Consider the following 13250-nt stretch of genomic DNA (forward strand, 5'->3'; position numbering starts at 1 on the left):
TGAAATAATTTAAAAATTTACAAATTAAAATTGCTTATGCTACTATTGACTATAGTCAATAGATAAGGGAGCGTGTAGAGGTGAAAGTTGGCAAAACGAAAGAATTATTAATTGAACAAATAAAAGCTAAAATTCCTCTGTTAGTTCAACATAATGGGATTTTAGATGAAATTGCCATACAGCTTAACAAATATAACATAAGCATTGGCAATATTATTGAACTGATAAATGATAGCGATAAACTAATAGAGGCACAGCTGGAGGAATTATTATTACTTGGTGAACAGCTTCATTTAAAGTTTGCAGATAGCGACCAAGAGTGGATCAAAGAATGGCTCAATCCTTCAGAAATTAAAGAGCTGCGATTGTACATAAAGGAATCACCTTATGAAGAAATTATCACTTTACCATATACTTTCGAGAATGTTATAAAAACAGGGCACAATGAGTATGTAGCGATTATCCCCAATTCAATTATTGGTAAGCTGTGGATGAGTGGGATCACCATGTATAATCCCAATATTCAGCGACAGGCAAAAAAGAAGAGAGTCAAAAACGAAATAATCGAGGTTATGAATTTAAATCCTAAATCTTTGCGCGAGATTGAAAAACAAACGTTAGATGGAGATTTAATAACTTCAACACTACGCTATAATGCTAAAGTTGGCACTGGGGAGGATGGTGTTGAATTAATTTATGATGAAAGAGAAAAAACGCTCACATTGCTAGAGGGCACACAAATAGATGTTTTAGATGGAGCCCATCGAACCTTTTCTATTTATAATGCCTATATGAAGAAGGTTGATTTGGAAGGGACTATGATTGTGATTTTTTCGAATATGACGGAGGCACAATGTAAAAGAGTCCAGGTCGATATGGCAAAAGCCAATCCAATCCCTAAACCGAGATTACAGGAACTAGCAAAGGATAAATTAGCCGATGAGGTTGTTATGGAATTAAAGGCAGGTGGGGAATTAAAGGGAAGAATTACTTCCAATTCAAATGTTAAATATTCATATGGGGAAGTTGTTACTTTCTCAGAATTGTCGGATGCCATCGATCATAGCTTCCATCTAGAGAATCGTCTAGAAGTCATAGAGGCTGCGAAGGTGATAAATGACTATATGATATATCTTTTCGCCTATTATAAATCAAATTTATCAGATAAAAGCTCTTTAATGTTTAAGAGTAGAATGTTCATAGGTCATATTGAATTAGCAGCTAGTATGTTTGAGTATAAAATTCCCTTTGATAATTTACGTCTTTACCTCAATAAAATGGATTTTTCAATGGATAATCCATTATGGGAGGAAATTGGAATTCTTAAATATGGGAGCATGAGTGCACGTAGCAGAACTAAAATTCAAACAGTATTTCAACATTTACTAAAAGAATGAGGTGTAAAAAATGATACTTAAAGATAATGTTTTTAATAAAGATATTAAAGAGTGGTATTTAACTTCATTAGATATCCAAGAAAATAGTTTAACTACTTATTTATCATTATTTAATAAAGCAACGATTCTCGAAAATCAAAAAAGTAAAGATATATTTGATATGAATAAGGTAGAGCTTGAAGAGTTATTTTACAGCTTGAAATCGCCTAGTCCACAATCGTTAAGTGCGTCGATTGGTTTCATCATTAGATATATTGAATGGGCAATAGCTAATGGCTATTCGAATAATCGCTCACAACGACTTCCTAGCAGTATTACTATGGAATATTGCAGTACATTTGTCTATAAAGCTTCCATTATCCGTTATACGAGAGAGCAATTATTTGGCTATATGAACCTGTTTGATGATCAAAGACATGCTGTATTTCTTCTCTGTTTATTTGAGGGAATTAAGGGGGAAGGCTATAGTGAAATCTTAAATTTAAAAATGGCTGATTTAGAAAATAGCAATGGGGTATACTTGGCAAAACTGACGAATAATAAGGGATATAGCAGGATTATTGAAATTTCAGATGAGCTTTATTGGAGGCTAGAAAAATTAGATAAGGTTTCCTCTACCAGTATGCAGCCAAAACAGGGACAAAAATATTTTTCCGATAGTACTTATATTTTTAAGAAGGCAAATTCAAAGAGTGAGGATATCCAATTAAGGGCATCCTTTGGCAATAGAGCATTGGATTTAGCGAAAGTAATTTTTGATAATAATAATTTGATAGCAAGTACGATACAGGTATCTGGAATGATGTGGTATGTTTGGGAATTGATTCGCCAGAATGAGGTGAAAGTAGTCAATAAAGAAATATTAGAGAAGGTTGCTAGTAAATATGATACTGGGTATGTGGATAAAAATAACCAGTATGTTAGTTACTCCATACTTCGGCATAAAATAGACTTAGATTTTATAAATACAAACTATGGACAGATAAGAATGGACATTTAGAACTGGTTGAATACCAGTTTTTTTTATTTACATATAATACTACATTCTAAATAATTGTAAATATTCTCTAAAAATAGACTTGAAAACGAACAAATGTTCGTGATAGAATGAAAACAAGCTATTTTTGTATGGTGTCGGTCCATACAATTTTAAAGGGGGATGTAAATGAATGTAAGAGAAACGACGGCAGTATTAGAATTGGTACTTTACAATGATCGTGATATTTCCGAGGAGCTTATGAGAGATTTCTACGGGGGTATAACGAATGTAATTTTAAATGATGAAGGAGGACATGCTCTCGAATGCCAATGTATGGATAGTTCAGTAACTAGTTTAATACTGATGGATAAACAGACGGAGGTGGAGGATCAATTAATAACGGGGATAGGTGATAGAAAGTTTATTTATAAAAAGTCATCAAATTGGGAAATCCATTTTGACAGCTTAGTTCAATTAGATGGAGATCAAGAAAATATTTATTGTGTCGTCGAATTTCAACATATTATTTATTTATACAATGGATTTCAACGAAAATCTATTATTGATAAAACAATCACATCTTTGAAAGGACTCAAAGAATATTTAGATATTCACTACCCTGCTTATAAAATTCTCGAAAGGATTTAGAGAGAAACTTTGGGGGAAATCTAAAAAATGAGGTGTTACGCTTGGACAAGCATTTAATGAAAGAACTAGCATCTGAGATTGTCGAGCAATCGAGAGGAAGAATTAGCATGTTAGAGGCTGAAGCACTTGCAATTGTTTCCATCAGTAAGATGAAGAATTGTACATCGACAAACTATAAGGAAAAAGTAATTCAAAAAATAATTAATAACTATGCATAAACCATATGCTTAAAACAATTTGAATGAATTAATTTAAAAATGAAAAGGAGAGATAAACGTGGAAAAAATCTTTTTAACTGAGATGAAACAGGTAATGGAAGATTTTGGGGAAGTATTTAGTATGATCCACCAAGGACAAGTATTCGAAAACGAATCAAATGTAAAGGAATGTATCAATAAATGTAAAAAGCTTCAATTGGAATTGATGGATTCTATTAGATTAATTGAACAAACATTTATGGAATTACAATTGAAGCGTGATCAAGCATTATTAGCTACTGAGTCAGATAGTGAAGCAAAGCTTAGACAGTTAGATGCCCTTTTGTTAGAAATCAATAAAAAAACAACATAGTTGCATCATACTATGAATCATTTAATGAAGGGAATGAGTTAAATGAGTACTGTAAAGAATGAAATTACAAAGGGTTTCAAAGTAGATTGTCTTGCCATGGCATTAGCTTATAAGGAGATGGGTGACTTGAATTTAACGATTGCTAAGGAAATGGATTACCTGGAGTGGGAAGCGATAAAAATCATTGAGTCTTTTTTAGAAAAAATGAATGCACTAGAGATTTGAGAAAATATACATACATACTAAATATAAAAAATACATATTCAATATTTCAAAATATAATTGGAGTTTAACTAGCTTATGAATGAATATAAAGTTGTGTTAATAGTATTCTTTAGCTTACTCTTTTCATTTTTTATGTTAGAAAAAACGGGAGAAGAAATCGTTGATAAGAAAATAGAATTGGAAGCGATTCTTCAGAATACACCAAAAAACATTCATGAGCATGCATTTAAAATGATTCAAAGAGAGGCTGAAAGAATCAGACAGGAAAATCATCTAAGGCAGCTAGAGCAAAATCGAATAAAGCGGAAACAGGAAATTCGAAAAGAGCAATTAAAGCTAAAAAATAGTAGTTTACAAGATCAGAAATGGCTAAATTTTCACGCTACTTACTACGGTAAAGATTGCATAGGATGTAGCGGCATTACTGCTACAGGCATTAATGTACAGAAGACCATCTATTTTAAGGATTTACGCATTGTCGCTGTGGACCCTGCCATTATCCCATTAGGAACTATTGTTGAAATTAAAACGCCTACTGAAAAATTTAAGGCCATTGCTGCTGATAAAGGTGGTGCCATCAGAGGATATCGACTTGATATACTAGTGGAATCTGAAGAGATTTCTGTCCAATATGGCAGGCATGACGTGGAATTACGCATAGTGCACTAATACATCATACATTTAATACATATCATGGGGAGCATCATGTTTTATGCTCCTCTTCTTTTGTTAGAAAAATGAGAAAAATTATGAAACTTTTGAATGTGTACATCCGTATAGTAGGTAATACAATGAAAAGGGGTGAACAACTTGACGCTATTTGGCTATTCACTCGAGCAAATCTTTTTAGTGGTATTAATCTTCGCTGGTCTTGCAACGCTATTATTTATGTTTTTTGGTGATGCTGTCGAAGGCATCGGTGAGGGTCTACCGATTTTTAATCCAAGTGTCATTCTATCTTTCATTACGTTGATGTCAGCAGCTGGATTTATTTTAGAAAAGTTAGCCTTTTTCCCTAGCGTTTGGAATATCTTTGCGGCTGCTATCATCGGAGCAATTTTAAGTGCATTATTTTATTTATTCGTTCTTGTTCCGCTTAGATCAGCGGATGTTTCGTTAGCCTATACGGAAGAATCGCTTGGTGGTCAGCTTGGAAAGGTTATTGTCCCAATTCCAAGTGACGGCTTTGGAGAGGTTGTGATTGAAACATCAAGTGGCATGATTTCTAAGCGAGCAACTGGCTATGACAATGAGGCAATCGACTATGATACGACGGTACTTGTTGTGGAAGTTAAGGAAGGCACACTTTTTGTAAGATCCTATGAGAAGAAATTTGTCTAAAGGAGAGATATTTATATGTCCATGGAAATTTTAATTGTGATAGGAATAGTAGTTTTTATTTTAATCGCACTTGTGGCACTATATGTGACAAAGTATCGAACAGCGGGTCCTGATGAAGCACTGATTGTAACAGGCAGCTATCTTGGCTCAAAAAATGTACATAAGGATGAGTCAGGAAATCGTATTAAAATAATTCGTGGTGGCGGTACATTTGTATTTCCTATTTTCCAGCAAGCACAGCCATTAAGCCTATTATCTAGTAAGCTGGATGTAACAACACCTGAAGTATATACAGAGCAAGGAGTACCAGTGATGGCTGACGGGACTGCTATCATTAAAATCGGCGGGTCAATTTCTGAAATTGCAACCGCAGCAGAGCAGTTTTTAGGGAAGCAAAAAGATGAGCGTGAAAATGAAGCACGTGAAGTATTAGAAGGGCATTTACGTTCTATTTTAGGCTCAATGACAGTGGAGGAGATTTATAAAAATCGTGATAAATTTTCTCAGGAAGTACAACGTGTTGCATCCCAAGACTTAGCAAAAATGGGTCTGACAATTGTATCCTTTACGATTAAGGATGTACGTGATAAAAATGGCTATTTAGAATCTCTTGGTAAGCCTCGAATTGCCCAGGTTAAGCGTGATGCAGATATCGCAACTGCGGATGCAGATAAAGAGACGCGTATTAAACGTGCTGAGGCATCGAAAGAAGCACAAAAGGCTGAGCTTGAGCGTGCAACTGAAATTGCTGAAGCGGAAAAAGAAAATCAATTAAAAGTAGCTGAATTCCGCCGTGAACAGGATATCGCAAAAGCCCGTGCAGACCAAGCGTATGAGCTGGAAACTGCACGTGCAAAGCAGGAAGTTACCGAGCAGGAAATGCAAATTCGCATTATTGAACGTCAAAAGCAAATTGAATTAGAGGAAAAAGAAATTTTACGTCGTGAGAAGCAATACGATTCAGAAGTGAAGAAAAAGGCAGATGCGGATCGTTACGCTGTTGAGCAAAATGCAGCTGCCGAAAAAATGCGTGAGCTCGCACAGGCTGATGCAGAGAAATACCGTATTGAATCATTAGCACAGGCCGAGGCAGAGAAAATTCGTCTGGACGGTCTTGCAAAAGCGGATGCAGAGCGTGCGAAAGGGGAAACGGATGCAGAAATTATTCGTCTGCGTGGTCTTGCAGAAGCGGAGGCGAAACGTAAAATCGCTGAAGCCTTTGAATACTACGGTCAAGCGGCAGTCTTAGATATGATTGTACGCATGATGCCAGAATATGCGAAGGAGCTTGCAAGTCCTCTTGGTAATATTGATAAGATTACAGTTGTCGATACTGGTGGTGGAGAAGGTGGTGGTGCTAACAAGGTAACTTCCTATGCAACAAACCTTATGTCCACTTTACAAGAATCCTTAAAGGAAACTTCAGGGATTGATGTCAAGGAGCTTATTGAAAGCTATGCAGGTAAGCATACATTACGTCCTGAGCTAGAGCAAATTGCAGCAGGCCTAGAAAAAAAGCAGGCACCAGTTATAGCTGAGCAAGAAGAAGTGAAGGAAACTGTCGAGCAATAATGGGAAATAGAGACCTGATGACTAAAGTCATCAGGTCTTTATTGACTATTGCTGTCTGCTGTGATTATCATTATTAGCTGTTTTGTTACTATGAATATGTATAAACGTTCCAGAATAAATATATAAAAGAGTCAGTCAATGAGATATGCGAAGATATAGATAAACTTAGGTTTTCATGCGATTTACTATATTTTAACCCCGTCCTAAATTTAGAACGGGGTTATGCTTGTTTGAGCTTTTAAAATTAAGAAGCTTTATGTCATTTTATGATATATCCTGCTAGAATAAGTTCAAGGACAGTGGCTACTTTTTGTCCTGCCACTCACTAGCAAGCATACCATAAACAACATGGTCTACATAATGATCGTATAGCCATTCTGCAGCACGAATCGTACCTTCTGTAGTAAAGCCTAGTCGTTCAGGAATGGCGCGGCTTTTCTCATTGCCCTCAGCAGCACGGATTTCCACTTTATTGAGTTGTAATACAACAAATGCATATTGTAGTAAGGCCTTAACGGTTTTTGTCATAATCCCATGTCCTTGTGCCCCTTCACTGAGCCAATAGCCGATTGCCGCAATTTTATTACTAGGATTGATGGTATTAAAGCCTGCAATGCCAACAATTTCATCGTGAAAAACGATAACAAACGAAAAGCTAGTCTGTGCCTCCTGCCTCTTTATACACCCTTCAATATAGGCTGATGTATCGGCTTCTTCTTTGGTGAAATCCAACCACGGCAGCCATTCACGCAAATAGGAACGGGACTTGTCTGTTAATGCGAAAACGTTATTTGCATCTTCTAAGGTAATGGTGCGTAAGTATAAATCTGGATTGATTTTTATCATCAATATCTTTCACCTCGTTGTTATTTTAAGGCATCGTGCATAAAGCTCTTCATTTCACGACTAAGAACAGATAACTCTTCAATAATTTCACTGAAATCCTGAACGAGCTGGGCCTGTTCATTGGTAGCGTCATTGATTTGCCCCATATTTTGCTTCAGATTTTCAAGATTTCGATTGATATTTCGTAATGATGCTTCTATGTTTTCAGTGGCGCTGGAGGTTTCGAAGGAAAGCTTTCTGACTTCCTGTGCCACAATGTTAAAGCCAGCGCCATGCTGACCAGCACGAGCTGCCTCAATGGATGCATTTAAACCAAGTAAATTCGTTTGGCGAGAGATGCTTTTTATTAAATCAGTTACTTCATTTGTTTTTTCAGAATCTTCAAGGGCATGCTGTGCTTGTTTGTTAATTTCCTCGCTTGTGGCAGCTAACTCCTCAGAATGTGAGGCAATTGTATGTACTTTGTCCTGTAAACTGTTCACGATAGTATCCATTGTGCTCATATAATCTTCGAGTTTAAGCTCATTGTCAATTGGCAGTCCAAATGCAAGAGCACCTACGACTTTACCATTTTCACGAATTGGGAATGAAAAAGCATTGATGGCCACGCCATACACATCCTTTGGTATTACGACATCCGCATTTTGACCATTAAAAGCAATGAAAACATTTTGATCATTTGTATTTACTTTTTGACCATCTTTATAGCCTGAATCTACTCGTTTGCCTGCTAAATATTTCACAACTATTTGACTTTCTTTCTCAACAACAGCTACAATTGCTTCCTCTTTTAATGCAAGGTGGATATACGGTACTGAAAGGGATAAGGCTTCAATAATTTTCATAAAAATTCCTCCAAGTCTGTGCAACGAAAATAGTCTAGTCATCGAAGCTCATTTTGACAATGGTTGCTAGATGATTACTTTCACTGTAGCACAATAATTGCCAACTCAAAATAGTAAATCTTAATTTTTTATGTAAAAGTCATAGAAGGGAAAATAGAGAAATTGTTTATAGAGAAATTGTCAAATGAAATATAACATTAATAATAAAACTAGAAAAAAATTTGTCGATTTTTTGACGGTCTATCGTGTGTTTTAAAGAAAATTGTATTAGAATAATAGTATTATTGGTTGTACGTTAAGGAGTGAGACAAATGGACTATATTCAAAAGGGAACAAAGGCGTTTCATAAAGCAAATTGGGCTTTATTTTTAGCGGGCTTTATTACCTTTGCCAACCTCTATATTACGCAGCCTTTACTGCCAACGTTTGCAGAGGAGTTCGATGTGTCACCAGCCGTTGCAAGCTTATCGCTATCAGTGACAACTTTTGCGCTATCTATTAGCATGATTATTGTTGGCTCATTATCGGAGGCTTGGGGAAGAAAATCATTAATGACCATTTCGATTTTTGCCGCATCAGTCCTTACCCTAGCTCTTGCCTTTGCCTCTAATTTTGAAATGATTTTAGTGCTACGTGTATTACAGGGAGTCGCTTTTGCAGGTTTGCCAGCCATTGCCATGGCCTATTTAGGAGAGGAGATCAACCCATCCAGTTTGGGTGTGGCCATGGGCTTATACATAAGTGGAAATTCAGTAGGGGGACTTAGTGGACGAGTTATTATCGGAACATTAACGGATCTTTATAATTGGCAGGTAGGCATGATTGTCCTTGGTATAATTAGTCTTCTCATCAGCATTTTATTTGTCTGGATGCTGCCGAATTCCAAGCATTTTACAGCACGACCTTTGCAAATAAAAGCACTAACGACTTCACTTATACAGCATTTAAAGGACCCATCTATGCTTTGTTTGTTTGGCATTAGCTTTGTTTTGATGGGAAGCTTTGTTACGCTGTATAACTATATAGGCTTTAAATTAATGGCACCGCCCTATAATTTAAGTGCGACAATTGTTGGCTGGATATTTATTATCTACTTGGTCGGTACATTCAGTTCTGCCTGGTTTGGTAGTTTAGCTGATCGATATGGACGTCAAAAAATGCTGCTATTGTCAATTGCTATTATGCTGATAGGTGCCATACTTACACTGAATGGCCTTCTAAGTTTGAAGATTATTGGTATTACTATCTTTACATTTGGCTTCTTTGCGGCACACTCAATTGCTAGCGGATGGGTGAGTAAGCGTGCCACACATGATAAGGCACAAGCATCCTCACTTTATTTATTTTTCTATTATTTCGGCTCTAGTGTTGGAGGTACAGTGGGAGGCGTGTTTTGGATGCATTTCGGCTGGATTGGTGTTATTACGATGATTACTGTATTTTTAGCCGTTGCATGCTTACTATCTTTATTATTAAAGGGAACTATTAAAAAACAACATATAGCAGTCGGTCACTAGGAATTATTGTTATTGTGAGGTGCTATTGTGCTAGAACTTATTATCTTTTTTTTAATTATCTTGTTTGCTTCAATTTTGCAAACAAGCTCAGGTTTTGACTTTTCTATTATTGCCACACCGCTATTGTTACTGCTATTTTCGCCACCGGAAGCTATACACATCAATATCCTTTTATCTCTAGTATTTCATTTACATTAATATGGAAGGTCAGACAGGATGTTGATTTTAGTTTGTTAAAGAAAATTGTAATAGGTAGTTTAATTGGCGCACCATTTGGTAGTTTGATATTTTCGATTGTTAATATAACCACTTTTAAATTTATTATTGCTATTACATTAATTGGATTAACAATTCTACTTATTAAAAATTTTTCTATTCAACCAACGACAAAAAGAGATTATGGAGTAGGCTTTTTATCAGGATTATTAACTACAAGTATTGGGATGGCGGGTCCCCCATTATTACTTTATTTTGCAGGTACAATGAAAAGTAAAGAAGTGATGAGAGCTACTACTTTAGCCTAATATATTTTTATCTACTTTATTGGTTTACTCTTCCAATTAACTATGACAGGTACAAGTAAAATAGTTTGGGTTAACACTTTATATGCATTGCCAATTTTACTAATAGGTTTAATTGCAGGGCAAGTTATCTTTAATAGGCTTGACCAAAAGCTTTTTTCAAGATTGATTTATCTTAATTCAGCAGAAGTCTCCTATCTCTACAGGTGGTGAGATGAATGCGGTTAAGGTTCCTTTTCAGTGAATATTCAAACACCTACTGAATGAAGATAAAGCCTCTGGCAGATGTCACGGATTTTCAATGGAATGAATAAAAGGATGTTAGCCTAAAATCTTCGCATCCTGCGAAAGCGGCTAACTGACCTGCCTCGGTAAAAACGCCACGTCCTGTGTCATTACCGAAATGACCGACATCGTGTCGGCCCTCGTGCAGGCCTAGGTACAATTCAAAATCCGGACGCAATTACGCCAAGGCGAAATTGATACAATAATGCTATTTGCTGCAGGTGTTATTCTATTAATTCAAACGATATTTGCTATGTTTTAGGATTAACGTTATGTAAAACTATAAACTATGATTTGTCATAAGCAAACTAATCGGTATAATAAATAGACGAGCTAAAAAGAGGAGAGGAAATTATATGTTTGCACGTTTTAAAAGAATTTATTTTGTCTTTGCTTTGCTTACAGTTGCTTTTATTGTGACAGGTTGTGGAACAGCAAAAGAAGAAGGACAACCCAAGGGAAATAAGGCACAGGAGTCAGAAGAGAAAGTAGATTATTCTTCCGAAGTGAAGGAAAATCCAATTGTGACAATTACGATGGAAAATGACGAAAAAATCGTCATTGAATTAGAGCCTACTACAGCACCTAATACGGTAGCTAATTTTATTTCTTTAGTTAACAAAGCTTTTTATGATGGTCTTATTTTCCATCGAGTTATTCCTGGTTTTATGGTTCAAGGTGGAGATCCTTCAGGTAATGGTACGGGTGGACCAGACTATTCGATAGAAGGTGAGTTTTCTTCTAATGGTCTTAATAATGACTTGAAGCATGAACGTGGTGTTATTTCAATGGCACGTTCGAATGACCCGAATTCTGCGGGATCTCAATTTTTCATTATGGTAGATACAGCATCACATCTTGATGGTCAATATGCTGCTTTTGGCAAAGTGATTGAGGGGATGGAAACAGTAGATACGATTGTTGCTACTGAACGAGATGGTGCAGATAAGCCATTGGAAGATCAGCGAATGAAAAAGGTGGAAGTGGATACAAAGGGCTTTGATTACCCAGCTCCGAAGGTAATCAAATAATAGAAGTGATTAATCTGTAGCTGGTCAATTGGCACTGAGTTAAAGTTTTTGCACTTAATTGAAAGAGTATCAGTGTTTTAATAATGTAAAAAGGTGTGTGAAGAAAGTACTTTGCATACCTTTTTCATTTAAATCAATGTTTTTATTACATCGAAATAAGCCAAATAAAATCTTCATCAACTATTATTTGAATGTCTAGGCCGAGTCTGATCAATTGCTCGGCTTTTAATTGTTTTGTACTGAACCCACGACGGTTCTTTCCAAGTATAACGAAATCTGTTTCCTTTGTAACAGCACCTTGCACAATCCCTCCATATGCCCGCACTTTTTTCGCAGCTTCTGCACGTGTCATAGTGGACAGAGCCCCTGTAAAGACGATTTGTTTATTATAAAATGGATGTATGAAGCATTCAGATGCGTCAGAAAGATAAATGATTTCAGTGTTGTCCATATTTTTGTCCATGTTGATTCTCCTTAAGTGAATGCTAAAGAAATTCACTCCCAATCATCTCATTTCGTACAAACTAAGAAAAGGAAGCATGAAAAATCAATGACGATTTTCCATGCTTCTTTGTATTTATCCCATAATATTATAGCCAGCGTCAATGTAAATTGTTTCGCCTGTAACACCACGTGATAGGTGTGAAAGCATCACAATTGTCATATCTGCTACTTCGTCTTGCTGAACATTACGCTTTAATGGAGCGGTTTCTTCGATTTTGTGTAAAATTGTGTTAAAAGAAGGAACGCCTTTTGCCGCAAGTGTACGAATTGCTCCGGCTGAAATCGCATTGACACGAATATTATCTTTCCCAATATCAGCAGCAAGGTAACGCATTGAAGCCTCTAATGCTGCTTTCGCTACGCCCATTACATTGTAGCCATCAAGTACACGTTCTGCGCCTAAATAGCTCATAGTTACAATTGAACCGCCTTCAGTCATATATGGATGTGCCGCTTTTGCTGCTGAGATAAGGGAATACGCACTAGTATCTTGTGCAAATGCATAGCCGTCACGAGTTGTTTCTAAGAAGCGGTTGTGTAAATCTTCTGCATTGGCAAACGCTACAGAGTGCACAATACCATGAATAACGCCTACTTTTGAACCAATTTCATCAAAAGCAGACTTAGTGCTGTCATCGCTGTTCACGTCACATTGCACAATCAGTGAATCTGATTGTCCGATATTTTCTAATTGCTTTTGTAATTTTTTCAATGAACGTTCTTGACGATATGTGAAAATAACATTTGCGCCGACATCAAATAAACGTTTTGCGATGCCCCAAGCAATACTACGATCATTTGCTACACCCATTACCACAATATTTTTATCTTTTAATTGTAATAAATTATCCATCATTTATACGAACCCCTTTATGAAATAATATCTGTTATTAGTACCAACTACTAAAATCTTATCATACATAAAAAATGGTTGCAATAACAAGATAACAGAGGAATGCAATTTTACAA

15 protein-coding genes and 1 pseudogene are annotated in these 13250 nt (G+C 36.2%); 12 read left to right on the top strand and 4 right to left on the bottom strand.

Annotated features, from left to right (window positions below):
* The first annotated feature begins 80 nt into the window (after window positions 1–80).
* From AC1RNS_RS01955 to floT, 9 genes are all read left to right on the top strand, one after another.
* The gene (locus tag AC1RNS_RS01955) at window positions 81–1397 is read left to right on the top strand and encodes a ParB N-terminal domain-containing protein (RefSeq protein ID WP_492990386.1); all 1317 of its coding nucleotides are present in this window, start codon (window positions 81–83) and stop codon (window positions 1395–1397) included.
* A gap of 10 nt (window positions 1398–1407) precedes the next feature.
* Window positions 1408–2397: a phage lytic cycle repressor MrpR family protein gene (locus AC1RNS_RS01960; protein ID WP_492990388.1), complete on the top strand. Its 990-nt coding sequence runs from the start codon at window positions 1408–1410 to the stop codon at window positions 2395–2397.
* Window positions 2398–2562: 165 nt separating this feature from the next.
* Window positions 2563–3024 carry a hypothetical protein gene (locus tag AC1RNS_RS01965; protein WP_492990390.1) on the top strand — a complete coding sequence of 154 codons (462 nt, stop codon included), beginning with the start codon at window positions 2563–2565 and terminating at the stop codon, window positions 3022–3024.
* A 41-nt stretch (window positions 3025–3065) separates the two neighbouring features.
* Window positions 3066–3242: a hypothetical protein gene (locus AC1RNS_RS01970; RefSeq protein WP_492990392.1), complete on the top strand. Its 177-nt coding sequence runs from the start codon at window positions 3066–3068 to the stop codon at window positions 3240–3242.
* 58 nt (window positions 3243–3300) lie between these two features.
* Window positions 3301–3594, top strand: coding sequence for a hypothetical protein (locus tag AC1RNS_RS01975; RefSeq protein ID WP_492990393.1), 294 nt, complete (start codon window positions 3301–3303; stop codon window positions 3592–3594).
* Between the two features lie 42 nt (window positions 3595–3636).
* Window positions 3637–3819, top strand: a complete 183-nt coding sequence (locus AC1RNS_RS01980) for a hypothetical protein (RefSeq protein WP_427546028.1) — start codon at window positions 3637–3639, stop codon at window positions 3817–3819.
* Window positions 3820–3894: 75 nt separating this feature from the next.
* Window positions 3895–4488 (top strand): 3D domain-containing protein, encoded by a 594-nt coding sequence (locus AC1RNS_RS01985; protein WP_492990394.1) that lies wholly within the window; start codon window positions 3895–3897, stop codon window positions 4486–4488.
* A gap of 141 nt (window positions 4489–4629) precedes the next feature.
* Window positions 4630–5160 carry an NfeD family membrane protein gene (locus AC1RNS_RS01990; protein WP_492990395.1) on the top strand — a complete coding sequence of 177 codons (531 nt, stop codon included), beginning with the start codon at window positions 4630–4632 and terminating at the stop codon, window positions 5158–5160.
* A gap of 15 nt (window positions 5161–5175) precedes the next feature.
* Window positions 5176–6732 carry a flotillin lipid rafts scaffold protein FloT gene (gene floT / locus AC1RNS_RS01995; protein ID WP_492990397.1) on the top strand — a complete coding sequence of 519 codons (1557 nt, stop codon included), beginning with the start codon at window positions 5176–5178 and terminating at the stop codon, window positions 6730–6732.
* Window positions 6733–7035: 303 nt separating this feature from the next.
* On the opposite strand, the gene AC1RNS_RS02000 is transcribed toward floT, so the two are convergent.
* The gene (locus AC1RNS_RS02000; RefSeq protein WP_492990399.1) at window positions 7036–7581 is read right to left on the bottom strand and encodes a GNAT family N-acetyltransferase; all 546 of its coding nucleotides are present in this window, start codon (window positions 7579–7581) and stop codon (window positions 7036–7038) included.
* Between the two features lie 17 nt (window positions 7582–7598).
* The gene (locus tag AC1RNS_RS02005; protein ID WP_492990401.1) at window positions 7599–8423 is read right to left on the bottom strand and encodes a methyl-accepting chemotaxis protein; all 825 of its coding nucleotides are present in this window, start codon (window positions 8421–8423) and stop codon (window positions 7599–7601) included.
* 311 nt (window positions 8424–8734) lie between these two features.
* Between AC1RNS_RS02005 and AC1RNS_RS02010 the strand changes: the two genes are divergently transcribed.
* The 3 genes and pseudogenes from AC1RNS_RS02010 to AC1RNS_RS02020 all read left to right on the top strand — a co-directional run bounded on the left by AC1RNS_RS02010 (window position 8735) and on the right by AC1RNS_RS02020 (window position 11777).
* Window positions 8735–9940: an MFS transporter gene (locus tag AC1RNS_RS02010; RefSeq protein ID WP_492990402.1), complete on the top strand. Its 1206-nt coding sequence runs from the start codon at window positions 8735–8737 to the stop codon at window positions 9938–9940.
* Window positions 9941–9967: 27 nt separating this feature from the next.
* Window positions 9968–10674 (top strand): annotated as a pseudogene (locus AC1RNS_RS02015) (sulfite exporter TauE/SafE family protein).
* 428 nt (window positions 10675–11102) lie between these two features.
* Complete coding sequence (locus tag AC1RNS_RS02020) at window positions 11103–11777, top strand: peptidylprolyl isomerase (protein WP_492990404.1); 675 nt, start codon at window positions 11103–11105, stop codon at window positions 11775–11777.
* A 145-nt stretch (window positions 11778–11922) separates the two neighbouring features.
* Here AC1RNS_RS02020 and AC1RNS_RS02025 read toward each other — a convergent pair whose 3' ends face one another.
* Together AC1RNS_RS02025 and fabI are read right to left on the bottom strand one after the other, a co-directional pair.
* Window positions 11923–12240 (bottom strand): BRCT domain-containing protein, encoded by a 318-nt coding sequence (locus tag AC1RNS_RS02025; RefSeq protein WP_492990405.1) that lies wholly within the window; start codon window positions 12238–12240, stop codon window positions 11923–11925.
* A 114-nt stretch (window positions 12241–12354) separates the two neighbouring features.
* Window positions 12355–13137: an enoyl-ACP reductase FabI gene (gene fabI / locus AC1RNS_RS02030; protein WP_492990406.1), complete on the bottom strand. Its 783-nt coding sequence runs from the start codon at window positions 13135–13137 to the stop codon at window positions 12355–12357.
* Window positions 13138–13250 lie beyond the last annotated feature (113 nt).

This window comes from Lysinibacillus sp. GW821-FHT14F06, assembly GCF_058803665.1.

What these genes read in the sequence shown, in the direction of transcription:
- AC1RNS_RS01965 (WP_492990390.1), top strand. Translation starts at nt 2,563, where the DNA reads ATGAATGTAAGAGAAACGACGGCAGTATTAGAATTGGTACTTTACAAT.
- fabI (WP_492990406.1), bottom strand. Translation starts at nt 13,137, where the DNA reads ATGATGGATAATTTATTACAATTAAAAGATAAAAATATTGTGGTAATG.
- floT (WP_492990397.1), top strand. Translation starts at nt 5,176, where the DNA reads ATGTCCATGGAAATTTTAATTGTGATAGGAATAGTAGTTTTTATTTTA.
- AC1RNS_RS02025 (WP_492990405.1), bottom strand. Translation starts at nt 12,240, where the DNA reads ATGGACAAAAATATGGACAACACTGAAATCATTTATCTTTCTGACGCA.
- AC1RNS_RS01960 (WP_492990388.1), top strand. Translation starts at nt 1,408, where the DNA reads ATGATACTTAAAGATAATGTTTTTAATAAAGATATTAAAGAGTGGTAT.
- AC1RNS_RS01980 (WP_427546028.1), top strand. Translation starts at nt 3,637, where the DNA reads ATGAGTACTGTAAAGAATGAAATTACAAAGGGTTTCAAAGTAGATTGT.
- AC1RNS_RS02020 (WP_492990404.1), top strand. Translation starts at nt 11,103, where the DNA reads ATGTTTGCACGTTTTAAAAGAATTTATTTTGTCTTTGCTTTGCTTACA.
- AC1RNS_RS01985 (WP_492990394.1), top strand. Translation starts at nt 3,895, where the DNA reads ATGAATGAATATAAAGTTGTGTTAATAGTATTCTTTAGCTTACTCTTT.
- AC1RNS_RS02010 (WP_492990402.1), top strand. Translation starts at nt 8,735, where the DNA reads ATGGACTATATTCAAAAGGGAACAAAGGCGTTTCATAAAGCAAATTGG.
- AC1RNS_RS02005 (WP_492990401.1), bottom strand. Translation starts at nt 8,423, where the DNA reads ATGAAAATTATTGAAGCCTTATCCCTTTCAGTACCGTATATCCACCTT.